Annotated in this window: 26 protein-coding genes and 1 rRNA gene; 15 read left to right on the top strand and 12 right to left on the bottom strand. The window is 62.7% G+C overall.

The genetic code is table 11. From position 1 onward, the window contains the following. A 16S ribosomal RNA gene (locus AD664_RS10305) occupies positions 1-152 on the bottom strand; the annotation flags it as partial. Between the two features lie 683 nt (positions 153-835). Here AD664_RS10305 and rhtA point away from each other — a divergent pair. Together rhtA and AD664_RS10295 are read left to right on the top strand one after the other, a co-directional pair. After that, a complete protein-coding gene (gene rhtA / locus AD664_RS10300; protein ID WP_053146316.1) occupies positions 836-1723 on the top strand; it encodes a threonine/homoserine exporter RhtA in 888 nt (295 codons plus the stop codon). Between the two features lie 167 nt (positions 1724-1890). After that, positions 1891-2175 (top strand): hypothetical protein, encoded by a 285-nt coding sequence (locus AD664_RS10295; protein ID WP_053146313.1) that lies wholly within the window; start codon positions 1891-1893, stop codon positions 2173-2175. A 5-nt stretch (positions 2176-2180) separates the two neighbouring features. Here the strand turns inward: AD664_RS10295 and AD664_RS10290 are convergent, their stop codons facing one another. Further along, positions 2181-2744, bottom strand: a complete 564-nt coding sequence (locus AD664_RS10290) for a TetR/AcrR family transcriptional regulator (RefSeq protein WP_042729240.1) — start codon at positions 2742-2744, stop codon at positions 2181-2183. An 89-nt stretch (positions 2745-2833) separates the two neighbouring features. Between AD664_RS10290 and AD664_RS10285 the strand changes: the two genes are divergently transcribed. Both AD664_RS10285 and AD664_RS10280 read left to right on the top strand, forming a co-directional pair. Next, the gene (locus AD664_RS10285) at positions 2834-3562 is read left to right on the top strand and encodes an SDR family oxidoreductase (protein WP_053146308.1); all 729 of its coding nucleotides are present in this window, start codon (positions 2834-2836) and stop codon (positions 3560-3562) included. 33 nt (positions 3563-3595) lie between these two features. Next, positions 3596-4186, top strand: a complete 591-nt coding sequence (locus AD664_RS10280) for a 2-hydroxychromene-2-carboxylate isomerase (RefSeq protein ID WP_053146305.1) — start codon at positions 3596-3598, stop codon at positions 4184-4186. Between the two features lie 9 nt (positions 4187-4195). Here the strand turns inward: AD664_RS10280 and AD664_RS10275 are convergent, their stop codons facing one another. The 5 genes from AD664_RS10275 to AD664_RS10255 all read right to left on the bottom strand — a co-directional run bounded on the left by AD664_RS10275 (position 4196) and on the right by AD664_RS10255 (position 8840). Further along, on the bottom strand, positions 4196-6004 hold the full coding sequence (locus tag AD664_RS10275; RefSeq protein ID WP_053146302.1) for an aminopeptidase P family protein: 1809 nt from the start codon (positions 6002-6004) through the stop codon (positions 4196-4198). A 49-nt stretch (positions 6005-6053) separates the two neighbouring features. Further along, complete coding sequence (locus tag AD664_RS10270) at positions 6054-7220, bottom strand: cysteine desulfurase family protein (protein ID WP_053146299.1); 1167 nt, start codon at positions 7218-7220, stop codon at positions 6054-6056. A gap of 160 nt (positions 7221-7380) precedes the next feature. Continuing rightward, positions 7381-7995, bottom strand: coding sequence for a LysE family translocator (locus AD664_RS10265; RefSeq protein WP_053146296.1), 615 nt, complete (start codon positions 7993-7995; stop codon positions 7381-7383). 102 nt (positions 7996-8097) lie between these two features. Next, positions 8098-8364 (bottom strand): hypothetical protein, encoded by a 267-nt coding sequence (locus tag AD664_RS10260; protein ID WP_042729234.1) that lies wholly within the window; start codon positions 8362-8364, stop codon positions 8098-8100. A 116-nt stretch (positions 8365-8480) separates the two neighbouring features. Further along, positions 8481-8840 carry an antibiotic biosynthesis monooxygenase gene (locus AD664_RS10255; protein WP_053146293.1) on the bottom strand — a complete coding sequence of 120 codons (360 nt, stop codon included), beginning with the start codon at positions 8838-8840 and terminating at the stop codon, positions 8481-8483. A 97-nt stretch (positions 8841-8937) separates the two neighbouring features. Between AD664_RS10255 and soxR the strand changes: the two genes are divergently transcribed. The 10 genes from soxR (at position 8938) to AD664_RS10205 (ending at position 16345) form a co-directional block, all read left to right on the top strand. Then, positions 8938-9390: a redox-sensitive transcriptional activator SoxR gene (soxR, locus tag AD664_RS10250; RefSeq protein ID WP_053146290.1), complete on the top strand. Its 453-nt coding sequence runs from the start codon at positions 8938-8940 to the stop codon at positions 9388-9390. A gap of 102 nt (positions 9391-9492) precedes the next feature. Beyond that, a complete protein-coding gene (locus AD664_RS10245; RefSeq protein WP_042729231.1) occupies positions 9493-9951 on the top strand; it encodes a VOC family protein in 459 nt (152 codons plus the stop codon). A gap of 229 nt (positions 9952-10180) precedes the next feature. Next, the gene (locus AD664_RS10240) at positions 10181-11395 is read left to right on the top strand and encodes a PepSY domain-containing protein (protein WP_053146288.1); all 1215 of its coding nucleotides are present in this window, start codon (positions 10181-10183) and stop codon (positions 11393-11395) included. Next, positions 11392-11937 carry a hypothetical protein gene (locus AD664_RS10235; protein ID WP_042729229.1) on the top strand — a complete coding sequence of 182 codons (546 nt, stop codon included), beginning with the start codon at positions 11392-11394 and terminating at the stop codon, positions 11935-11937. Before AD664_RS10240 ends, AD664_RS10235 begins: the two co-directional genes overlap by 4 nt. Next, entirely contained in the window at positions 11934-12260 is a 327-nt protein-coding gene (locus AD664_RS10230) for a hypothetical protein (protein WP_053146285.1), read from the top strand. Before AD664_RS10235 ends, AD664_RS10230 begins: the two co-directional genes overlap by 4 nt. Beyond that, positions 12257-12832 (top strand): DUF6162 family protein, encoded by a 576-nt coding sequence (locus tag AD664_RS10225; RefSeq protein ID WP_053146283.1) that lies wholly within the window; start codon positions 12257-12259, stop codon positions 12830-12832. Before AD664_RS10230 ends, AD664_RS10225 begins: the two co-directional genes overlap by 4 nt. A 35-nt stretch (positions 12833-12867) precedes the next feature. Further along, complete coding sequence (locus tag AD664_RS10220) at positions 12868-13797, top strand: metal ABC transporter substrate-binding protein (protein WP_053146281.1); 930 nt, start codon at positions 12868-12870, stop codon at positions 13795-13797. Continuing rightward, on the top strand, positions 13794-14546 hold the full coding sequence (locus AD664_RS10215; protein ID WP_053146280.1) for a metal ABC transporter ATP-binding protein: 753 nt from the start codon (positions 13794-13796) through the stop codon (positions 14544-14546). The genes AD664_RS10220 and AD664_RS10215 overlap by 4 nt, the downstream gene beginning before the upstream one ends. Beyond that, positions 14546-15445, top strand: coding sequence for a metal ABC transporter permease (locus tag AD664_RS10210; protein WP_053146279.1), 900 nt, complete (start codon positions 14546-14548; stop codon positions 15443-15445). Before AD664_RS10215 ends, AD664_RS10210 begins: the two co-directional genes overlap by 1 nt. Then, on the top strand, positions 15446-16345 hold the full coding sequence (locus tag AD664_RS10205) for a metal ABC transporter solute-binding protein, Zn/Mn family (RefSeq protein WP_053146277.1): 900 nt from the start codon (positions 15446-15448) through the stop codon (positions 16343-16345). Positions 16346-16453: 108 nt separating this feature from the next. Here the strand turns inward: AD664_RS10205 and prpF are convergent, their stop codons facing one another. The 5 genes from prpF to AD664_RS10180 form a co-directional block, all read right to left on the bottom strand. After that, the gene (gene prpF / locus AD664_RS10200; protein WP_053146274.1) at positions 16454-17647 is read right to left on the bottom strand and encodes a 2-methylaconitate cis-trans isomerase PrpF; all 1194 of its coding nucleotides are present in this window, start codon (positions 17645-17647) and stop codon (positions 16454-16456) included. 27 nt (positions 17648-17674) lie between these two features. Beyond that, entirely contained in the window at positions 17675-20266 is a 2592-nt protein-coding gene (gene acnD / locus AD664_RS10195) for a Fe/S-dependent 2-methylisocitrate dehydratase AcnD (RefSeq protein ID WP_053146273.1), read from the bottom strand. A gap of 200 nt (positions 20267-20466) precedes the next feature. After that, entirely contained in the window at positions 20467-21594 is a 1128-nt protein-coding gene (gene prpC / locus AD664_RS10190; protein WP_053146270.1) for a 2-methylcitrate synthase, read from the bottom strand. Between the two features lie 55 nt (positions 21595-21649). Next, entirely contained in the window at positions 21650-22540 is an 891-nt protein-coding gene (gene prpB, locus AD664_RS10185) for a methylisocitrate lyase (RefSeq protein WP_047736385.1), read from the bottom strand. Further along, positions 22537-23250, bottom strand: coding sequence for a GntR family transcriptional regulator (locus AD664_RS10180; protein WP_042729218.1), 714 nt, complete (start codon positions 23248-23250; stop codon positions 22537-22539). The genes prpB and AD664_RS10180 overlap by 4 nt, the downstream gene beginning before the upstream one ends. A gap of 282 nt (positions 23251-23532) precedes the next feature. Here AD664_RS10180 and AD664_RS10175 point away from each other — a divergent pair, with 282 nt between their 5' ends. Further along, entirely contained in the window at positions 23533-24069 is a 537-nt protein-coding gene (locus AD664_RS10175; protein WP_042729217.1) for an ATP-dependent zinc protease, read from the top strand. Positions 24070-24071 lie beyond the last annotated feature (2 nt).

The following is a 24071-nucleotide window of genomic DNA, read 5'->3' as shown; positions in this document are numbered from 1 at the left end:
CGAACGTTATCCCCCACTACCAGGCAGATTCCTAGGCATTACTCACCCGTCCGCCGCTCTCAAGAGGTGCAAGCACCTCTCTACCGCTCGACTTGCATGTGTTAGGCCTGCCGCCAGCGTTCAATCTGAGCCATGATCAAACTCTTCAGTTCAAACATCTTTGGGTTTTGAGAAAACCCTAAACTTGGCTCAGCAATCGTTGGTTACATCTTTGATTTCTCGCGGAGTAACTTGTGATGCTGATAATCTGTTGACTAGCAGTCTGACCCCACAAGCACCCACACGAATTGCTTGATTCAGTTGTTAAAGAGCGGTGGTTGATTCCTTCGTCTCAACCGAGGCGCGCATTCTACAGCGCCTGGTGTTGCTGTCAAGCGGTTATTTGAGAAGTTTTTTCAAAGTTTCCCATGGGAAACATTAACAACTTCAACCACTTGCGCTTTCGATCTCTCGTTAGCGGGAGGCGAATTCTACAGCGCTGTTCGCTGCTGTCAACACCTCTTTTTCACCGCTTTCGACCGGGAGGATCGAACCGCTGATAAAGCCAAACGACAGCGCCTTATCCACGGCTTCCGGACTTCGATGAACTGAAGCCCCGCGCCGCCGAAAAATCGTTTAACTCATTGAAACTCAAGGAGTTTTCCGTTTCGACTGCGCCGGAAGTGGGGCGAATTATAGACGTCTGGAATCTGCCGTCAACACTTAATTTAACTTTCCTATCAACACGCAAGCCGTTCTTCTAAATTCACGACTGTATATAGACGGAAGGCTTTCGAATGCGCAATATACTGCTCAAACCTGCCTTCCTGCCTTTATCTCTGGACGACCGTTAGTAATGACTCCCCCTTCTCGCAGCCTGGTAACCACCTTGTTCCCGGTTGCCCTGCTATTAGTAGCCATGGCCTCCATCCAGTCCGGCGCCTCCCTGGCCAAAAGCATGTTCCCGATCGTGGGTGCACAAGGAACCACGACACTGCGCCTCATCTTCGCCAGCATCATCATGCTTATATTGCTGCGCCCCTGGCGCGCCAAGCTCACCGTGCAGTCCCTGCGCACGGTGATCGTCTACGGGATGGCACTGGGCGGCATGAATTTTCTGTTCTATATGTCGGTGCGTACGGTTCCCCTGGGAATCGCCGTGGCGCTGGAGTTCACCGGCCCCCTGGCCGTGGCGATCTACGCGTCGCGCCGGGCAATCGACTTCCTCTGGATTGCCCTGGCAGTGATCGGCCTGCTGCTGTTGATACCTACAGGCGCCTCCAGCGCCGGCATCGACCTGGTTGGTGCCGGTTACGCATTGGGCGCGGGCGTCTGCTGGGCGCTGTACATTCTGTTCGGCCAGAAGGCCGGTGCCGACCATGGCGTGCAAACCGCCGCACTCGGGGTGGTGATCGCCGCTCTGTTCGTCGCGCCGATCGGCATCGTCCACGCGGGCGCTGCATTGCTGACACCGAGCCTGATCCCTGTCGCCATCGGCGTGGCCGTACTGTCCACCGCCCTACCCTACACCCTCGAGATGGTCGCAATGACCCGCATGCCGGCCCGTACCTTCGGCACCCTGATGAGCATTGAACCCGCGATCGCAGCCATGTCCGGTTTCATTTTTCTCCAGGAGTTCTTGTCCTTGGCACAATGGTCCGCCATTGCCTGCATCATTCTGGCGTCGGTCGGCGCAACACTGACCATGGACAGCAAGGCAACGCCAGCCGTCGCGGCGGATTGAAGCAGGATTTAACGAAGGTCTGGCATTTGCCGCGCATTTAGGCCATGTTTAGGTCCGTAACCCAATGTCAGACATGGATTTTTCATACAGGACGTCATGAACGCTTCAAGCGCAAGCGAACGCAACCGTACGCAGGCATAAGACCCACGACGGTGTTAAGGACGGGAATGAAACGAATTTTGATACTGATCGCCGTATTGGCCGTTGCTGGTTGCGCGGCGACGACGACGAAAACCGAAGTCAAGCGCGGTAAAAAAGGCCTGCACATCAATTGCTCCGGCCTTTCCTCTTCCTGGGATCAATGCGCTGCCAGTGCTGCCAATTCCTGTGCCCCCAAGGGCTACAAGGTCATTGCCAAGTCGGGTGATGCCGTGGAAGAACCCGGTGACTATCCCTTCGGGCTCAACCCCGCCGGCTACACCAGCCGTAGCATGATCGTGATCTGCAAGTAAGCACGTCAGTCGAGCCCGGCCAGCCGAAGAGTAATTTCGGCACGGCTGGACTCGAGGACCTCCTGCTGGACCTCAGGTGCAGCCATCATCCGCGCAACAACCATCGCCCCCACGCATTGGGACAGGATGGCCCAGGCCAGGGCTTCACTGCCCAACACCCGCGCCCAGCTTTCATGCAAGCGACAAACCCACGTTTGCGCCACGTCTCTCACCTGCTCATCCGATCGCGCAATCTCAGCGCCCAGCACGGGTAACGCACAGCCCACCTCGGGTTGTTCGACGTGGCTCATGCTCAGGTACTGCTTGAGACAGCGCGCCAGCTTCGCCTGGTCCATGGCCCCTTCGCCACTCAGGCGATCCAGGCTCTGGGCCAGCTCACGCTCGACGATGGCCTTGAAAAGCTCATCCTTGGATGAGAAGTGGCTGTAGAACGCCCCGCCGCTCAAACCGATCGCTTTCATCAGGCCATCGACCCCCACCGTGGAGAACCCCAATGTCTTGGCGGAAGCAGCGCTGCTGGCGAGCAGCTTCTCTCGGGTTTCCATCTTGTGATTGGCTGAATAACGCATGGTCCTGCCCCTGATTGCCTGCCTTGACGCTTGCCGGATCTTAGCATAACGTCCGTTTAGCTAACGATCGTTTACCAATGAGGCTAATCATGAATAACAACAAGGTCGTACTGGTCGTGGGCGCGGGCGATGCAACGGGTGGAGCGATTGCCCGGCGTTTCGCGCAGGAAGGTTTTATCGCATGCGTCACCCGCCGCAGCGCCGACAAGCTCGAACCGTTGGTGGAAGGGATCCGCGCCCTGGGCGGTGAAGCCCATGGCTTCGCCTGTGATGCGCGCAAAGAGGACGATGTCATCGCGCTGGTCGAACACATCGAGAACCAGATCGGCCCGATCGAAGCCTTTGTGTTCAACATCGGTGCCAACGTCCCTTGCAGCATCCTCGAAGAGACCGCCCGCAAGTACTTCAAGATCTGGGAGATGGCCTGCTTCTCGGGTTTCCTCAATGCGCGGGAAGTGGCCAAGCGCATGGTCGCGCGTCAGCGTGGAACGATTCTATTCACCGGCGCAACGGCAGGGCTGCGCGGCGCTTCAGGGTTTGCCGCGTTCGCCGGGGCCAAGCATGGCATTCGGGCGCTGGCCCAGAGCATGGCGCGTGAGCTGGGGCCGATGAGCATCCACGTGGCCCATGTGGTGGTGGACGGTGCCATCGACACCGACTTCATTCGCGATAACTTTCCGGAGAAATACGCGACCAAGGATCAGGACGGCATCCTGGACCCCGAGCACATTGCCGACAACTATTGGTATCTGCACAGCCAACCCCGTGACGCCTGGACCTTCGAACTGGACCTGCGCCCCTGGAACGAACGCTGGTAAACCCTCCCGTACAAACAACAAGAGAGCTGCGCCATGAGCAAATCGGTGGAGTTCTACTTCGATCTCGGCAGCCCGACCACGTACCTGGCCTATACCCAACTGCCAACGCTGTGTGCAGAGACCGGTAGCCAGTTGATCTATCGCCCGATGCTATTGGGTGGGGTGTTCAAGGCCACAGGCAACGCGTCCCCGGTGACCATACCGGCCAAGGGCCCTTACCTGTTCAAGGATTTGAAACGCTTCGCCGACCGTTACGGCGTCCCCTTCAGGCTCAACCCCTACTTCCCGATCAATACGTTGCTGCTGATGCGCGCCGTCACCGGCATGCAATTGCACCGGCCCGAGCGCTTCGAAACCTTCCTCGATTGCCTGTTCCGCGCCTTGTGGGTTGAGGCCCGCAACCTCAACGACCAGGCGACGGTGGCGGCGGTGTTGGAAGAAGGCGGTTTCGATCCTGAGTATGTGCTGGCCCTCACCGCCAACGATCAGGTCAAGCAGGCGCTCAAGACGGCCACCGAAGCCGCCATTGAACGGGGTGTGTTTGGTGCCCCGAGCATGTTTGTCGACGACGAGCTGTACTTCGGCCAGGATCGGCTGGACTTCGTCCGTGAAGCCCTGGCCTGATCCTGCCGGTCAGATGGCCACCGTCCGCTCGTTCAGCCATTGCAGCGCCGCCCCGTCCAGCAATGGGCTCAACCGACGCTGAACCTCGGCGTGGTAGGCGTTGAACCAGTCTTTTTCTTCCTGGGTCAGCAACGATGGTTCCAGGCAACGAGTGTCGATCGGGCACAGGGTCAGGGTTTCGAATTCGAGGAACTCACCGAACTCGCTGCTGCCCGCCTCGCGGTTCAACGCCAGGTTCTCGATGCGCACGCCCCAACGACCGGGACGATAGGTTCCCGGTTCGATGGAAGTGATCATGCCCGGCTGCATCGCCGTTTGCGGCGTGGCCGCGGCCTGGTAGGCAATTACCTGCGGACCTTCGTGGACGTTGAGGAAGTACCCTACCCCGTGGCCGGTGCCGTGACCGTAATCCACCTGCTCGGCCCAGATCGGCGCGCGGGCGATGGCATCCAGCAACGGCGACAGGATGCCCCGCGGAAACCTGGCCCGGGACAAGGCGATCACGCCCTTGAGCACACGCGTGCAATCGCGCTTCTGTTCGGCAGTGGGTGTTCCGACCGGCACCATGCGCGTGATATCCGTGGTGCCGCCGAGGTACTGTCCGCCGGAGTCGATCAGCAACAGGCCATCACCTTCGATGACCGCATGAGCCTCTGGTGTGGCGTGGTAATGCGGCATCGCGCCATTGGCATTGAATGCGGCGATGGTATTGAAGCTCAGCGACACATAATCCGGCCGGCGTGTGCGGGCGGCAGTCAGGTGTTCATCGATGGTCAGCTCGGTAATGCGCTCGCGGCCCCACGCCGTTTCCAGCCAGGCAAAGAACTCGCAGAGCGCCGCGCCGTCCTGCTCCATGGCCTTGCGGATGTGCTCGGCGTCGGCCAGGCTCTTGCGGGACTTGGCCAACGTCGTTGGGTTGAGACCTTCGACCAGCGTTACATCGCTGCCCAGGTTATCCAAAAGCCCGACCGTGACCCGCGCCGGATCGACCAGCAGGCTCGCCCCGCCTGGCACTTCACGCAATGCAGGGGCCGCTTCGTTGTAGTCACGCAGGCACACCCCGTCCTGTTCAAGCACGGCACGCAGCGCTGCATCCACTTTGTCCAGGGCCACGAACAACGTGGCCTGCTGCTGATTGATCAAGGCAAACGAGACGAACACCGGGTTGAACGACACATCGGCGCCGCGCAGGTTGAACAGCCAGGCGATGTCGTCCAGCGTGGCGATGAAATGCCAGTCGGCCCCACGTTCCTTGAGGGCCTCGCGCAACTTGGCGAGTTTCTCGACCCGGCTGACCGTCGCCTGGGGAGGCAAATGCGCGTAGACCGGTTGATTGGGCAGGCTCGGGCGATCGGTCCAGATTTCGTCAAGCAGGTCGATGTCCGTACGCAACCGCGCACCTCGTTCCGCCAACTTGCCGTTCAGGGTCCGGGCCGAAGCCACGGCCATCACCGCACCGTCCACCGCCACGACCCCACCCTTGGGCGTTTGCTCGGCGAGCCAATCCAGGGGACCGGGCTGGCCCGGGATCAGCTTGACCAGCTCGATACCGCTGCCTTCCAGCTCATGAGTGGCCTGTTCCCAGTACCGACTGTCGGCCCAGACGCCGGCAAAACCGGCGGTCACGATCAATGTGCCCACCGAGCCATGGAACCCCGACAACCACTGCCGCCCCTGCCAGTAACCCGGCAGGTATTCCGACAGATGCGGGTCGGCCGATGGCACCAACAGCGCATGGATACCCTGCTGATTCATCCGTTGGCGAAGTCGGGCCAGGCGCTGGGGAACCAGTCCGTGGGTCAAAGGCTCGGTGCTCATCGTTTCTCCTGCTCATTCATGTTGTTGTTCGCTGCCGAAGACGCTCGGCTCATGGGGTGGAGGCCCAAAACGCCGGCGCCGTCGCACATGCAGCCTTGATCAGCCGTACCGCTTCATCGATGTCCTGCTCGGTGGTAAAACGCCCCAGGCTCAGACGGACGGTGCGTCCCGCCGCGCGTGCATCATGCCCCAAGGCCAGCAGCACGTGGGACGGCGTGTTATGCGCAGAGTTGCAGGCCGAGGTCGCGGAAAAGGCAATCGACGCACCCAGGGTCGCTGGGTCGAACGTCCCTTCATTGAACGTGAGGCTTAATGTGTGGGGAATTCGCCAGGTGGCGCTGCCGTTGATACAAACCCCGGGCAAGGCCAGCAGCGGCTCCAGCAAACGATTGCGCAACCGGGCGATCTTGGCCAGCTCTTCGTCGAACGCCTGGGCGGCCAGTTCGAACGCGGCGCCCATGGCAGCGATCTGATGGGTCGCCAGGGTCCCGGAACGCAGGCCGCCCTCGTGCCCGCCACCGTGAATCTGCGCCGCCAGCCGCGGCCGGGCACGGTCGCCGACGTACAGCGCACCGATCCCCTTGGGGCCATAGATTTTATGGGCGGAAAACGACATCAGGTCCACCGGCCAGCGGGCCAGGTCGATCTTCACCTTGCCGGCACCCTGGGCGGCGTCGACATGAAACAGCGCACCGTGCTCACGCACGATCTCGCCCGTGGCCACGACATCATTGACGGTGCCCAACTCGTTGTTCACCAGCATCAGCGACACCAGGAACGTGTCTTCACGCAGAGCCTCGCGAACCGCCTGAGGGCTGATCAGCCCCTCGGCGTCCGGCGCCAGCCATGTGACCTCGACGCCGCTTTCCTCGAGCTGTCTTGCCGTGTCGAGGATCGCCTTGTGCTCGATCAGGCTGGTGATGACATGGCCGCCGCCCCCGGCGCGGGCCTGGGCGACGCCCTTGAGGGCCAGGTTGTTGGATTCGGTAGCGCCGGAGGTCCAGACGATCTGCTCGGGCTGGGCGCCCGCCAGATGCGCCACTTGCTGGCGGGCCCGTTCGACCGAGCGACGGGCCTCTTGCCCGAAAGCATGGGAACTGGAAGCCGGGTTGCCGAAGTTGCCGTCAAAGCCAAGGCACTGGACCATGACCTGTATGACCCGCTCATCCACCGGCGTGGTGGCGGCGTAATCGAAATATAGCGGACGTTTATTCATGGGAAACTCGCAGAGCCTGCTCCGGGATCAGGCGCCCTCGTTGGGGTTCGAGACTAGCAATACCTGATCAAAGACCTTAAAGAAGTCGGACTTCATTTAAAAGTGCGTAGGAACGCTCCTGAACAGCGAGCTTAGCAGGCATCGCGTCGAAGCTCAGCCCTCAACTGATGCTTTCGAGCAACAGCGGATACAACGAAGCGACCAGCAATAGCGCCATGCCCCAATTGAACAGGCGCAGCCAGCGACGATCACGCAAGAGGTTGCGCAACAGGCTGCCGCAAACCACCCAGAGGCTCACGCTCGGCAGGTTGATCAGGGCAAACACCGCGGCGATCACCACCACGTTGAAGAAATAGCCCTGCAAAGGGGTGTACGTGCTGATGGCACCGATGGCCATGATCCAGGCCTTCGGGTTGACCCACTGGAAGGCCGCCGCCCCCCAGTAGCTGATGGGCGTTTGCTCTCCCGGCTGGCTGTCCGATACCGGGCCGGAGTGGGCGATTTTCCACGCCAGGTACAGCAGGTACGCCGCCCCGATGTAGCGCAATGCGCTATAGAGCAACGGGTATGCCTGGAACACTGCGCCCAGACCAAGGCCTACCGCCAGCACCAGGGAAAAGAAGCCGCAGGTGATGCCCAGCATGTGAGGAATGGTGCGGTTGAAACCGAAATTGACACCCGAGGCCAACAGCATGGTGTTGTTGGGACCCGGCGTGATCGAGGTCACCAGGGCAAACAGGGCGAAGCCCAGCAAGAGGTCGAGCGAGAGGGTCATGTGAAGTCAGTCCATCGGGGCGGTCAGTCAAGCCATGACCCTACCCCACGTCCTGGCGCAAACCCATGGACAGTTGGGCAAAACTTCGAGCAGTACAGTCCCTCAGCTTGAGCGGCCAGGTGTCTGCACACCCAGTTCGGCGCTCATCTCGCCCTGGTCGTCGAAGCCGACATTCTTTTGCGCGGTGCCGAGCAACTCGGTTTTCTTCGCGTGGTATTCCTCGAACGAAAGGCCGCGGCGATTCAAGGCCTCGAGGGCCAGCTCGCGGGTTTCATCGGCACTGTAGGGACGCAGCTCCGGCGACGAGGTGGCGCAACCGCTCAATACGGTGGCAGTCAATAGCAGCAAAACGGCAAGGGTACGGTTCATGGCAAGTGTCCGGTGTTCTGGAGTTGGGCGATGAACAAAGGCTACTCGCGGGCCCTGCCGGGCAGAAATCAACCCTCTCGATAGTGGGTATCGCGTCCTCGAATCGACCGTTGCGCTTAATCGACCAACTGACAATGCAAGGCGTTGTCCAGGCTGCGCTCGATATTGCACAGCACCTCGAATGAGCCGAACGTGACGGCCTTGGCCCGGTGTACCAGTTGCCAGAAGTCCTGCTCGCCGGCTTCGACGCTACGAAGCGCTGCTTCGCCCGCCTCACGGGTTTGCCACTGCAAATAGTTGAGTACCCGCCGACCGTCTTCGCTGGCCTGGATGCTGGCGCTCAGCAATCCCTGATGGTCACGGGCCAGGCGCTCGGTCTGCTCCGACAGCGCCGAGACCAGGGCCTGCTGCCATTGAGGTTCGATGTTGAATTCCATCAACTGGGTGAAACTGCGATTGTTCCTTGGCGTTTGCATGAAAGGTCCCCGATGTGCGTAAGGCGGATCTTGAGATCCGAAGGCCTGCAGGGTAAAACCTCTAGTTAAGTCAAGGTCAAGCGAGAAATTCAGGCCAATGAAACCGATCGATGTCCACAAGGAACTCACCGTCGGCCAAGTCGCCGCCCGCAGCGGCGTGGCGGTCACCGCCCTGCACTTCTATGAAGCCAAGGGCTTGATCAACAGCACGCGCAATTCGGGCAACCAACGGCGTTACCCACGCGAAGTGTTGCGCCGCGTGGCGCTGATCAAGGTCGCCCAGAGCCTGGGCATTCCCTTGGCGGAAATTGGCGAGGCCTTGAAAAACCTCCCGGACAGCCGCGCGCCCACGGCGACCGACTGGCAACGCCTCTCGGCGCAATGGGGCCAGGCGCTGGATGAGCGCATCAACCAGCTGGTGGCACTGCGCGACCGGCTCAACGGCTGCATCGGCTGCGGCTGCCTGTCGATGGAGCATTGCCCCCTGCGCAACCAGGGCGATGTGCTGGGCAAGCGCGGGCCGGGCGCTCATCTGCTGGACGCGCCGTGAGACGTTCGTCGGCGCGCGACCAGGTGCCAGAACGCTGTCCTATAGTGGATGGGCGCCAGTCAGCGAAGGTGCTCTTCGCCCTACCCCACAAGGAGAAACGTCATGGGTGCCAAAACCATTCCTGAAGGTTTCCATTGCATCACGCCCTACCTGGGCATTCAAAAAGCGGCCGAAGCCATCGAGTTCTATAAAAAGGCCTTCAACGCCACCGAGGTCATGCGCCTGCCGATGCCCGATGGCAGCGTCGGACACGCCGAACTGCGGATCAACGACTTCCCGATCATGCTCGGCACGCCTTGCGACCAGGGCCCGCTGCGCAATCCGGACGCATCGCCCTCGGTAGGCCTGCACCTGTACGTCGAGGACGTGGACAGTGCATTTGCCCAGGCCATCGACGCGGGCGGTACGGTGATCTCGGAGGTGAAAGACCAGTTTTATGGGGATCGCACCGGCAGCCTGAAGGATCCCTATGGGCATGTGTGGTTCCTGGCAACGCACAAGGAGGACCTGACCCAGGAACAGATCGAGCAACGGGCCCGGGAGATGTTCCAATCAGGCTGACCTGAAGCCCTATCCCGCTGTGGGAGCAAACCTGCTCGCTCCCACGGACAGGACTAAAACTGATTGCGAAACATTTTCTTTCATCTTTCCCTTCGGGATTTCAGTTTCTCGTTCGTCTTTATTAGATGCAGCGGGCCGCGTCGGCAAAAGCCACGGCCCGCCCGTCCAGGGTTCACCGTGTTGCGAAGCCCGTAATACAGAGCCTTTCATCGAATCAAGACGTTCAATCATGTCCAAGAAGTCCCGCTCCAAACTCTGGTTCCTGGTCCATAGCTGGCTGGCATTGCCCATCTGGTTTTTCGTCCTCATCGTGTGTGTCACCGGCACCCTTGCCGTGGTCAGCCAGGAGATCGTCTGGCTGGCCAACCCGGAGATGCGCGCCAGCAAGCCGACAGACGATGCACCGCTGCTCGGCTACGAGCAGGTGGTCGCGGCGATCAGGCAAGCCCAGCCGCTTACCCAGGTGCAGAGCATCACCCGCCCGGATGAATCGCATTTCGCCCTGGAGGTCCGGGTCACCTACCCTGATGGCCGTCCCGACACGGTCTACGTCAACCCCTACAGCGGCGTCATCCAGGGCTCGGCGCCGACGTTCAACTTCCAGGCGTTCACCCGCGCCCTGCACGGCTGGTGGCTGGTCCCGTTCACCAACGGTTTCAGCTGGGGCTGGTACCTGGTGTCATTCCTCGGCCTGCCGCTGCTGGCGTCCCTGGTCACCGGGCTGGTGGTCTACAAGCGCTTCTGGAAAGGCTTTTTTCGTCCAACCCTGCGCATTCGCCACGGCGCACGAATTTTCTGGGGTGATTTCCACCGCCTCAGTGGCATCTGGTCGATCTGGTTCATCGCGGTCATTTCCATCACCGGCACCTGGTTCCTGATCCAGGCCTTTCTGTTCGACAACCAGATTTCCATTTCCAGCGAGCCCGTGCTGCCGGTGGTTGCCCGGGAAAGCGTGCCCCTGTCGGCCGACGGCACGGCACCGCCCCTGTTGAACCTGGACCGGGCCCTTGAAATTGCCCAGCAGCGAATCCCCGGGTTGGAAGCGAGCTTCATCAACCTGCCCGGCAATGCCTACAGCCATCTGGAAATCAGCGGACGCGGCTGGTACCCGCTGATGTTCCAGACCGCCACGCTCAACCCCTACGACGGTGACGTGGCGGCCTTGCGGCTGCTGTCGGACCGCACCACCCTGGAGTTCGTCACCGAATCCATGCGGCCTTTGCACACAGGGGATTTCGGCGGGCTATGGATCAAGCTGATCTGGTTCTTCTTCGGCCTGATCCTGAGCATGATGGTCCTCAGTGGGTTGCTGATCTGGACCAAGCGCACGGCCCTCGCCACCGCCAACGCCTTCAAGCGCAGCCAGAAGCCCAGCCGAGGAACACGGGCTGCACGGTCACTGCAGCCGTCCATGGGCAGTGAATCATCGGAGGGCAGCCTGTGAGCCAGTCCACTACCCACCCATCGACACCATCACGCCTGAACCTGATCTGGCGTAAATGGCGCTTTCACCTCAACGTACTGCTGTTGCTGATTCCATTGGGGTTCATGCCCAAGTATTTCTCCGAAGCGGCGTTGTTCCGTGGCGACGAGGGACTGGGTCAACGGGACGTCGGTGAAATCCAGGTCGGGCCCTGGAGCCTGCGCCTGGCCGAGTTTCGCAATGAAGCGCCACGCCAGGAGGGCCCGGCCGGGCCCATGAAGCATTTCAACGCGGCCCTGTGCCAACGTTGCATCGGCCAGGTCAAGGCCACCTACCTGCGCATCGGCAAGCCTCGCAGCCTGCGGGCCGCCGGGGTGATTTTCTTCGGCTCGCCCTATCGCATGGGCGCCTTGCTGCCGGTGCCGTCCAAGACTCAGCCGGACGCCGAGCTGTGGATAACCCTCGAAGGTTGGGACGGCTCGATGCACCAGGCTTCCATTCCCCTGAGCCAGGCGTCACCGGCCACCGTCGCCTGGCTGAACACCCAAGGAACCCAACGATGACTTCCCGCGCCTGTTTCAAGGGCCTGGCGCTGCTGTTCTGCGCTGGCTTCAGCTCCAGTGTCCTGGCCCACAACCCGATGTGCGAATGCAAGGCCATCGACGCCGAGCAGATCCAGTGCACCGGTGGCTTTTCCGACGGCAGCGGCGCGCCTGGGGTGACCCTGGACGTCATTGGCTACGACGAAACCATCCTGGTTCCGGGCAAGCTGGGGGCGGATTCAACGCTGACCTTCAAGAAACCGAGCGCTGAATTCTATGTGCTCTTCGACGCCGGCCCCGGCCACGTGGTGGAAATCGACCAAGCGGACATCGAGGCCCCATGAACCCGTCCACGACTCAAGTCGTCCGGCCTGCCGGCGCGGGCCATGAAACCCTCTACGTCGCGCTGTTGTGCCTGGTCATCGTGCTGGTGGCCGGGTCGGTCGTGAGCTGGCACCGCAAGGCCGAAGACACGCACGTCCTGGCCTCGAACCAGCTCGACGCCCGCCGCGACCTCAGCGCCGCGGAACAAGGCCTCTATGCGGACCTGCGAGTGACCCTGGATGAAATTCGCCTGCTGCGTGAAGAAAACCCCTCGCTGCCCACCCCGCAGGCATTGGCGGATGAAGGCTTTGCCCCGTTCGCCCAGGACGCCAGTTCCGTCAGCCGCGGCGGCCACGCCTGGCAATCGCTGGAGGATCGGGCCTACTTCGGTACGAGTGGCAATCCCGCCGTCGCCGGTTCGTTTCTGATGCGCATCGGCGAAGCTTCCGACGCTGCACCGGACATCTGGCTCAACCGTGGCAGTCGCCCCACGGTGCCTACGGCGCTGGACGATGCCGCACTGTCCGCCGCCGGCTGGCAGCAGATCGTCGCGCAATTCGACGCCGGCGTGACCCGCCAGCATCGGCACTGACCCACGCCCCTGATTCGAGAGAAGACCCTTCGCCCATGCCTATCGCCCCTCAACGCCGCTCCTTGCTGCGCCTGCTGCTGATCAGCCTGCTGGCCTGCCTGCTCACCGCGCCGGCCAGCGCCGAAACAGCCAAGCGCCTGCGCATCGGCATTACCCTGCACCCTTATTACAGCTACGTGGCGAACATCGTCGGCGACAAGGCCGAGGTCGTCCCGCTGATCCCGGCCGGTTTCAACCCCCACGCCTACGAGCCACGGGCCGAAGACATCAAACGCATCGGCGGCCTCGACGTGATCGTGCTCAACGGCGTGGGCCATGACGATTTCGCCGACCGCATGATCGCCGCCAGCGAAACCCCGGACGTGAAGGTGATCGAAGCCAACGAGAACGTGCCGCTGCTGGCGGCCACCGGTACCGCGGCCCGGGGCGCAGGCAAGGTGGTGAACCCGCACACGTTCCTGTCCATCAGCGCCTCCATTGCCCAGGTCAACAACATCGCCCGGGAACTGGGCAAGCTCGACCCGGACAACGCCAAGACCTACACCCAGAACGCCCGTGCCTACGGCAAGCGCCTGCGGCAGATGCGCGCCGCCGCCCTGGCGAAACTGACCCAGGCGCCCAACGCCGAGCTGCGGGTGGCCACGGTGCATGCCGCCTACGACTACCTGCTGCGTGAATTCGGCCTGGAAGTGACCGCGGTGGTCGAGCCCGCCCATGGCATCGAGCCGAGCCCCAGCCAACTGAAGAAGACCATCGACCAACTGCGCGAGCTGGACGTGAAGGTGATCTTCTCCGAGATGGATTTTCCGTCCACCTACGTCGACACCATCCAACGTGAGTCCGGCGTGAAGCTGTACCCGCTCTCGCACATTTCCTACGGCGACTACAGCGCCGAGAAATACGAGAAGGAAATGACCGGCAACCTCGACACGGTGGTCCGGGCCATCCAGGAGTCCGGCGCATGACCGCCCAGCAAACCCTCACCCGGCCTCACACCGGGCCGTTGATTGAATTCGCCGGCATCCGCCTGGACCTCGGTCGCACCACCATCCTCGATGAGGTGGCGTTCCAGGTGGCGCCCGGCAGCATCCACGCCCTGGTGGGGCCCAACGGTGGCGGCAAGAGCTCACTGATCAAGACATTGCTCGGGCAGATGCCGCACCAGGGCCGCTTGAGCCTGCAATGGCCGGGCGACCCCGGCGTGATTGGCTACGTGCCCCAGGCGCTGGAGTTCGACCGGGGCCTGCCCATGACCGTGGATGATTTCATGGCGGCGATGTGTCAGCGGCGCCCAGCCTTTCTCGGCCTGAGCCGGCATTACGCCGGTGCCATCGGCGCGGCCCTGGAACGGGTCGGCATGCAGGACAAACGCAAGCGACGCATGGGCGCGCTGTCTGGCGGCGAACGCCAGCGAGTACTGCTCGCCCAGGGTCTGATCCCACCGCCGCAGTTACTGGTGCTGGATGAACCGATGTCGGCGCTGGACGAGGCCGGGATCCAGGTCTTCGAACGGTTGCTGCGGGACTGGCGCGAAGCCGGGATCACCGTGCTCTGGATCGAGCATGACCTGGAAGCCGTCGCACGCCTGGCCGACCGGGTCACCGGCCTGAACCGCCGAGTGCTGTTCGACGGTCCACCGCACCAGACCCTCACCCCCGAACGCTTGCTGTCGCTGTTTTCCACCCATCCACGGACGAACGGGAGCGCCGCCTGATGAGCTATGAAACCTTTCGCTTGATGGTCCAGGGCTGGGCCTCGTCCGGCTACCTGCCCGAGGCGCTGGCCTACGGGTTCGTGGTCAATGCGCTGCTGGCCGGGCTGTTGATCGGCCCGGTGCTGGGCGGCCTGGGCACACTGGTGGTGGTCAAGCGCTTCGCGTTTTTCTCCGAGGCGGTGGGCCACGCGGCGCTGACCGGCGTCGCCATCGGCATCCTGCTGGGCGAGCCCTACACCGGGCCGTACGGCAGCCTCTTCGGTTACTGCCTGCTGTTCGGCATCCTGCTCAATTACCTGCGCAACCGTACCGGCCTGGCACCGGACACCTTGATCGGCGTCTTCCTTTCCGTGTCCCTGGCCCTGGGCGCCAGCCTGCTGCTGATCCTGGCGGGCAAGATCAACGTGCACATCCTCGAAAACGTGCTGTTTGGCTCGGTGCTGACGGTCAACGGCAACGACCTGCTGGTGCTGGCGGTGGTCGGCTCGCTGGTGATGGCCCTGGCGTTGCCGCTGTACAACCGCATCATGCTGGCCAGTTTCAACCCGCAACTGGCGGCGGTGCGAGGCGTGGCGGTCAAGACCCTGGATTATCTGTTCGTGGTCCTGGTGACGTTGATCACGGTGGCGGCGGTGAAAGTCATCGGCGCGATCCTGGTCGGCGCCTTGCTGGTGATCCCGGCGGCGGCGGCGCGCTTGCTCAGCCAGTCATTGAAAGGCTTTTTCGGCTGCTCGGTGCTGATCGCCACCGTCAGTACCTTGTGCGGAATCCTCGCGCCGATCGTTTTCGACCTGCCGATCCCCTCCGGTGCCGCGATCATCCTGGTGGCCGGCATCGCCTTCGCCTTGAGCGCCATCGCCCGCGGTGTCGTCCCCAGCCTCAAAGGGAACCTTGGATAAATGATGATGCTTCGACGCTTGAGCCTGGCCGTGGCGCTGGGCGGCCTGATCACCCTCCCCGCATTCGCCGCCGAAAGCAGCCGGCCCGTGCACCTGCTGGCCTCGCTGCCTGTCACCTACGGGTTGAGCGAGACCTTGCTCAAGGGCACTGACGTCAAGCTGGACCGAGCGGCCCCGGCCAACTTGCCCGGCACCCGGCAGAGCGCCTATTTCAGTGGCCGGGGTGCACCAGCATTGAGCAAACTGGCCCGTGACGCCGACGCGGTGATCGGCCTGCGCTCGCTGTGGCCGGACGATCCGCTGTACCCCATGGCCCGGCGCAGCAACATCCGCATTGTCGAAGTCGATGCCGCCCGCCCGGTGGACGGTGCCTTGCCGGGGATCGCCGTGCAACCGGGCACGGCCGATGGCCTGGCGAGCCAGCCGTGGATGGCCAGTCATAACCTCGGGCGGATGGCCGATGTGATCGCCGCCGACCTGGTACGCCTGGCGCCCTCGGCCAAGCCCAGCATCGACAGCAACCTGGCGACCCTCAAGCAACGCCTGCTCAAGCTCAGCGCCGACAGCGAAAAACGCCTCGCCAGTGCCGACAACCTGAGCGTGGTCAGCCTGAGCGAACATTTCGGCTACCTGATCAGTGGGCTGAACCTGGACACAATCGGCACCGACGCCCGCCCCGACGCCGAATGGACACCCGAGGCCCTCGCCCAACTGACCGCCCAATTGAAAGACAACGAAGTGGCACTGGTGCTGCACCATCGCCAACCGTCGGAGGCCGTGAAAGCGGCCATCCGCGAAGGCGGTAGCCAATTGCTGGTGCTGAGCACCGATGCCGCCGACCCGGTGGCGGAGCTGGAGGGCAATATTGGACAGGTCATCGCGGCACTGGCAGGCGACTGACAGCGCCGCTGTGGGACCGGGCTTGCTCGCGAAGAAACCAGCGCCTCCAACCTTTGTGCTGGCTGATACACCGCTTCGCGGGCAAGCCCGCTCCCACAGGCTTTCAACTTAGTTCAGGGCATCCCCCGGCACACGCACGAACCCTTCCATCAATACCCGCGCGCTGCGGCTCATGATGGCCTTGGTCACGGTCCATTCACCGTTGACCTGGCTGGCTTCGGCGCCGACGCGCAAGGTGCCGGAGGGGTGGCCGAAACGTACGGCGTTGCGTTCGGTGCCGCCGGCGGCGAGGTTGACCAAGGTGCCGGAAATGGCGGCCGCGGTGCCGATGGCCACGGCCGCGGTGCCCATCATGGCATGGTGCAGCTTGCCCATGGACAACGCCCGGACCAGCAAATCAACGTCGCCGGCAGCCACCGCCTTGCCACTCGACGAGACGTAGTCCGCCGGCGGTGCGACGAACGCCACCTTCGGCGTGTGCTGGCGCTGGGCAGCTTCGTCCAGGTGCTTGATCAAGCCCATGCGCAAGGCGCCGTGGGCCCGAATGGTTTCGAACATCGCCAGTGCCTTGGGGTCGCCATTGATCGCCCCCTGCAATTCCGTGCCGGTATAACCGACGTCTCGGGCATTGATGAAAATCGTCGGGATCCCGGCGTTGATCAAGGTCGCCTTGAACGTACCGACACCCGGCACCTCAAGGTCGTCCACCAGGTTGCCGGTGGGGAACATCGAACCGCCACCGCCCTCCTCGTCAGCCGCCGGGTCCAGGAACTCCAACTGCACTTCAGCCGCCGGAAAGGTCACGCCATCGAGTTCGAAGTCGCCGGTTTCCTGCACCGCGCCGTCGGTGATCGGCACATGGGCGATGATGGTCTTGCCGATATTGGCCTGCCAGATCCGCACCACGGCCACGCCGTTGTGCGGAATGCGCGCCGCCTCCACCAGGCCGCTGCTGATGGCGAACGAGCCCACCGCCGCCGACAGATTGCCGCAGTTGCCGCTCCAATCCACGAACGGCTTGTCGATGGAGACTTGGCCGAACAGGTAATCGACATCGTGGTCGGCGCGTGAGCTCTTGGACAGGATCACCGTCTTGCTGGTGCTGGACGTCGCACCGCCCATGCCATCGATCTGTTTCTCGTACGGGTCGGGGCTGCCGATGACCCGCAACAACAGGGCATCGCGCGCCGGACCCGGGACGCGGGCGGCCTCGGGCAGGTCTTGCAGGCTGAAGAACACGCCTTTGCTGGTGCCGCCACGCATGTAGGTGGCGGGGATTCTGACTTGTGGTGCGTGAGCCATGGACGCTCCTACTCCCTATCGTGAGATTTAAACGGCGACCGCCGATTCAAGAAAGTCCTGGGCGAAGCGTTGCAACACGCCCCCGGCTTCATAAATCGACACCTCTTCGGCGGTGTCGAGACGGCAAGTCACCGGCACCTCGACGCGCTCGCCGTTCTTGCGCGTGATCACCAGCGTCAACGTCGCCCGCGGCGTACGCTCGCCGATCACGTCATAGACCTCGCTGCCGTCGATGCCCAGGGTCTTGCGGTCGGTGCCGGGCTTGAACTCCAGTGGCAACACGCCCATGCCCACCAGGTTGGTGCGATGGATGCGCTCGAAGCCCTCGGCCACAATCGCCTCGACACCGGCCAGGCGCACGCCCTTGGCCGCCCAGTCCCGGGAGGACCCCTGGCCGTAGTCGGCACCGGCGACGATGATCAGCGGCTGCTTGCGCTGCATGTAGGTTTCGATGGCTTCCCACATGCGCATGACCTGGCCTTCCGGCTCGACCCGGGCCAGGGAGCCCTGCTTGACCTTGCCGTTTTCCTGGACCATTTCGTTGAACAGTTTCGGGTTGGCGAAAGTGGCGCGCTGCGCGGTCAGGTGGTCGCCCCGGTGGGTCGCGTAGGAGTTGAAGTCCTCTTCCGGCAAGCCCATTTTGGCCAGGTATTCACCGGCGGCGCTGTCGAGCATGATCGCGTTGGACGGCGACAGGTGATCGGTGGTGATGTTGTCCGGCAGCACCGCCAGCGGGCGCATGCCCTTGAGCGGCCGGGCACCGGCCAGCGCGCCTTCCCAGTAGGGTGGGCGACGAATGTAGGTGCTCTGCGGACGCCAGTCGTACAGCGGCGTGACTTTCGGCCCGGTGTCTTCCTGGATGGCGAACATCGGGATGTAGACCTGGCGGAACTGTTCCGGCTTGACCGAGGCCTTGACCACCGCTTCGATTTCTTCGTCGCTCGGCCAGATGTCCTTGAGGCGGATTTCCCGACCGTCCACCACGCCCAGCACGTCCTTCTCGATGTCGAAGCGGATGGTCCCGGCGATGGCATAGGCCACCACCAGTGGCGGCGACGCGAGGAACGCCTGCTTGGCGTACGGATGAATGCGGCCGTCGAAGTTGCGGTTGCCCGACAGCACGGCGGTGGCGTACAGGTCGCGGTCGATGATTTCCTGCTGGATCACCGGGTCCAATGCACCCGACATGCCGTTGCAGGTGGTGCAGGCAAAGGCCACGACACCAAAGCCCAGTTGCTCCAGTTCTTTGGTCAGGCCTGCCTCATCCAGGTACAACGCTACGGTTTTCGAACCGGGCGCCAGGGAGGACTTGACCCACGGCTTGCGCATCAGGCCCAGGCGATTGGCGTTGCGCGCCAAGAGGCCGGCGGCGATCACGTTGCGCGGGTTGCTGGTGTTGGTGCAACTGGTGATGGCGGCGATGATCACCGCGCCGTCGGGCATCTGCCCCGGCACTTCGGTCCATTGCCCGGCAATGCCATTGGCCGCCAGGTCCGTGGTGGCCACGCGGGCGTGAGGGTTGCTCGGCCCTGCCATGTTGCGCACCACCGACGACAGGTCGAAACTCAGGCCGCGCTCGTACTGCGCGCCCTTGAGGTGATCGGCCCACAAGCCAACTTGTCTGGCGTATGTCTCGACCAGTTGCACCTGCTGGTCTTCACGACCGGTGAGCTTCAGGTAATCGATGGTCTGCTGGTCGATGTAGAACATCGCCGCCGTGGCGCCGTATTCCGGGGCCATGTTGGAGATCGTCGCGCGGTCGCCCAGGGTCAGGGCCTGGGCACCTTCACCGAAAAACTCCAGCCAGGCGCCGACGACCTTTTGCTTGCGCAGGAACTCGGTCAGTGCCAGCACCATGTCGGTGGCGGTGATGCCCGGCTGCAACTTGCCGGTCAGCTCGACGCCGATGATTTCCGGCAGGCGCATCCACGAGGCGCGGCCGAGCATGACGCTTTCCGCTTCCAGGCCGCCAACACCGATGGCGATCACCCCCAGGGCATCGACGTGAGGCGTGTGGCTGTCGGTGCCCACACAGGTGTCGGGGAATGCCACGCCGTCACGCTGCTGGATCACCGGGGACATTTTCTCCAGGTTGATCTGGTGCATGATCCCGTTGCCTGGCGGGATCACGTCGACGTTCTTGAAGGCCTTTTTGGTCCAGTTAATGAAGTGGAAGCGGTCCTCGTTGCGCCGGTCTTCGATGGCGCGGTTCTTGGCGAACGCCTGGGGATCGTAGCCGCCGCTTTCCACGGCCAGGGAGTGGTCGACGATCAGTTGCGTCGGCACCACCGGATTGACCTGGGCCGGGTCCCCGCCCTGCTGGGCGATGGCATCACGCAGACCGGCCAGGTCCACCAGGGCGGTCTGGCCGAGGATGTCATGGCACACCACGCGGGCCGGGAACCAGGGGAAGTCCAGGTCACGCTTGCGCTCGATCAGTTGCAGCAGCGACTCGCCCAGCGTCGCCGGATCGCAGCGGCGCACGAGGTTCTCGGCCAGCACGCGGGAGGTGTACGGCAGGCCGTCATAGGCGCCGGGACGGATGGCCTCGACGGCCCCACGAACGTCGAAATAATCCAGCGAAGTGCCGGGCAGCGGTTTGCGAAATTCTGTGTTCATCGTCAGGACTCGGGTCACGGTGGTTTCAGAGGGGGCTGGCGTGGCTATTGAAGTGAACCCGGTCAACTGTGGGAGCGGGCTTGCTCGCGAAAGCGATGTGTCGGTCGACATCCATGTTGAATGTCAGTCCGTCTTCGCGAGCAAGCCCGCTCCCACAAGAGGAGGCGGTTCCTTCAATTACAGCGCCAGCGCCCTCCAGCTCAGCGTTGTTCGATTGGCACGAACTTGCGCTGTTCGACGCCGGTGTATTCGGCGCTCGGGCGGATGATGCGGTTGTTGGCGCGTTGTTCGAACACGTGGGCGGCCCAGCCGGTCAGGCGCGAGCACACGAAGATCGGTGTGAACAGCTTGGTCGGGATGCCCATGAAGTGGTAAGCCGAGGCGTGGTAGAAATCGGCGTTGGGGAACAGTTTCTTCTGCTCCCACATGGTCTTGTCGATGGCTTCGGAGACCGGGAACAGCACCGTATCGCCCACTTCGTCGGCAAGCTTTTTCGACCAGCCCTTGATCACCTCGTTACGCGGGTCGTTGTCCTTATAGATCGCGTGGCCGAAGCCCATGATCTTGTCCTTGCGCTCAAGCATCGCCAGCGTGCCCTTGATCGCCGCTTCAGGCGAGTCGAAGCGCTCGATCATTTCCATCGCCGCCTCGTTGGCCCCACCATGCAGCGGGCCGCGCAGCGAGCCTATGGCCGCGGTGATGCAAGAGAACAGGTCCGACAGGGTCGAGGCGCAGACCCGGGCGGTGAAGGTCGAGGCGTTGAACTCATGCTCGGCGTAGAGGATCAGCGACACGTTCATCACCTTGACGTGCAGCTCGCTCGGCTTCTTGCCGTGCAACAGGTGCAGGAAGTGGCCACCGATGGAGGCTTCGTCGGTGACGCATTCAATGCGCTGGCCCTGGTGGCTGAAGCGATACCAGTAGCACATGATCGCGGGGAATGCGCCCAACAGGCGGTCGGTCTTGTCCTGCTGCTCGGTGAAATCGCGCTCGGGTTCCAGGTTGCCCAGGAACGAGCAGCCGGTGCGCATCACGTCCATCGGATGGGCGTCGGCGGGGATGCGCTCGAGCACTTCCTTCAGGGCCTGGGGCAGGTCCCGCAGCTGGCGCAGCTTGCGGGTGTAGGCGTCCAGTTGCGCCTGGGTCGGCAGCTCGCCGTACAGCAGCAGGTACGCCACTTCTTCAAATTGCGCCTGCGCCGCCAGGTCGCGGACATCGTAGCCGCGGTAGGTCAGGCCGGCACCGGACTGGCCCACGGTGGACAAGGCGGTTTGCCCGGCCACCTGGCCACGGAGCCCGGCGCCACTGAGTACTTTTGCTTCGGCCATTTGCTGTCTCCAATTGTTGAATTTGTAGGGAATCGGCAAGTTTCGGGAGCGGGCCTTATTTCTTCGCCGCGAACAACGCATCGAGCTTCTGCTCGAAGGTGTGGTAGTCGATACGATCGTAAAGCTCCATGCGGGTCTGCATGGTGTCGATGACATTCTGCTGCGTGCCGTCGCGACGAATCGCCGTGTAGACGTTCTCGGCCGCCTTGTTCATGGCACGGAAGGCCGACAGCGGGTACAGCACCAGGGACACGTCGGCCCCGGCCAACTGCTCGGTGGTGTACAGCGGGGTCGCGCCGAACTCGGTGATGTTGGCCAGGATCGGCGCCTTCACCCGGCTGGCGAACAGCTTGTACATCTCAAGCTCGGTGATCGCTTCGGGGAAAATCATGTCGGCACCGGCCTCGATGCACGCGGCGGCACGGTCGAGGGCCGACTCCAGCCCCTCCACGGCCAGGGCATCGGTACGGGCCATGATCACGAAACTGTCATCGGTGCGCGCGTCCACCGCCGCCTTGATGCGGTCGACCATTTCCTGTTGCGAGACGATTTCCTTGTTCGGCCGATGACCGCAGCGCTTGGCGCCGACCTGGTCCTCGATATGCACCGCCGCCGCGCCGAACTTGATCATCGACTTGACCGTGCGCGCCACGTTGAACGCCGAGGAACCAAAACCGGTGTCCACGTCCACCAGCAGCGGCAAGTCGCACACGTCGGTGATGCGACGCACATCCGTCAGCACGTCGTCCAGGCCGGTAATGCCCAGGTCCGGCACACCGAGGGAGCCGGCCGCCACGCCGCCGCCCGAGAGATAGATCGCCTTGAAGCCGGCGCGCTTGGCCAACAACGCGTGGTTGGCGTTGATCGTGCCCACCACCTGCAGCGGATGCTCCTGGGCGACCGCGTCGCGGAATCGCTGGCCTGGCGTGCTCTTGCTGGAACTCATGACTCACCTCGTTCAGTGGCGGCGCTGTCCTGGAAATGACGCGCGATGTTGCGTTTGGAGGCGCCGATGTGCCGGCGCATCAGTAATTCAGCCAATTCGCCGTCACGGTCGGCGATGGCATCGAGAATCCGGTGGTGCTCGGCAAAGGCCTGGCGCGGACGGTTGGGCGTGGTGGAGAACTGGATGCGGTACATGCGCACCAGTTGATACAACTCGCCGCAGAGCATTTGCGTCAGGGTGCGGTTGCCGCTGCCCTGGATAATCCGGTAGTGGAAATCGAAATCGCCTTCCTGCTGGTAGTAACCGACACCGGCCTGGAACGCCGCATCGCGCTCGTGGGTTTCCAGGACCCGGCGCAGTTCGTCGATTTCTTCCAGGGTCATGCGCTCGGCTGCCAAGCGGCAGGCCATGCCTTCGAGGGATTCACGGATTTCGTAGAGTTCCAACAGCTCGGCATGGCTCAGGGACACCACCCGCGCGCCGACATGAGGCACTCGCACCAGCAGGCGCTGGCCCTCCAGGCGATGGATGGCCTCGCGCAACGGCCCGCGGCTGATGCCGTAGGTGCGGGCCAGCTCCGGCTCGGAGATCTTGCTGCCGGGGGCGATGTCGCCCTGGACAATGGCCGCCTGGATACGCCGGAACACGTTCTCGGAGAGGGTTTCCGAGTCGTCCTGGGCCATCACCGGGGTTTCGAGCTGACCGAGCATATTGTCGACACCTTTAAAAGCAATGTGCCAAAAACTAACCAATCAAGAACTATTCGTCAAAGTAAAAATCAATATTGTCGACAATCGTCTAATAACGACCTTCTCCATAACCGCTCGCATGGTTCAATCGTAGCCTCCGGCCAGCGGTGGCGTCAGAAAACCACCGTGCTAGAATGCCGCCGCTGTTTGCCGCTCTCCTCTATATAGGGAAAGCGCCTGAAGGAGCTTGCGCAGTAATGCCAGGGCCTGAACCGATGAACGGAATGCTGCGCACCAGGATCTATGACACTCAAGCCCTTATCTGCTGCTCTCTATCTCATGTGCCTGCCGGGGCTTGCCGCGGCGGGCGAAAAAACCGTGTACGGCCTCAACGAATACGCGGCCTTGCAGGGCATCGACCTGGAAGTGGCCGCCAAGCTCGACACCGGGGCCAAGACAGCGTCCCTCAGTGCCCGCGACATCAAGCGCTTCAAGCGCAACGGCGAATCCTGGGTGCGTTTCTACCTGGCCATCGACGCGGCCCACTCGCACCCCATCGAACGTCCGCTGGCCAGGGTCAGCAAGATCAAGCGCCGCGCCGGTGACTACGACCCGGAAGAAGGCAAGAAGTACACGGCTCGGCCGGTCATCGAACTGGACATCTGCATGGGTTCGGCCCTGCGCAGTATTGAAGTGAACCTGACCGACCGCAGCGCTTTCCAATACCCGTTGCTGATTGGCTCCGAAGCGCTCAAGCGCTTCGACGCGCTGGTCGACCCCAGTCTCAAATACGCTGCCGGCAAACCCGCCTGCGCCAATGCCGCTCAAACCGCAGAGTAATT

Origin of the sequence: Pseudomonas sp. P97.38, from assembly GCF_001269745.1 — a bacterium.
Lineage (GTDB): Bacteria > Pseudomonadota > Gammaproteobacteria > Pseudomonadales > Pseudomonadaceae > Aquipseudomonas > Aquipseudomonas chlororaphis_E.
The sequence above is the reverse complement of the archived record's forward strand: the minus strand, read 5'-3'. Positions and strand labels throughout refer to the sequence as shown.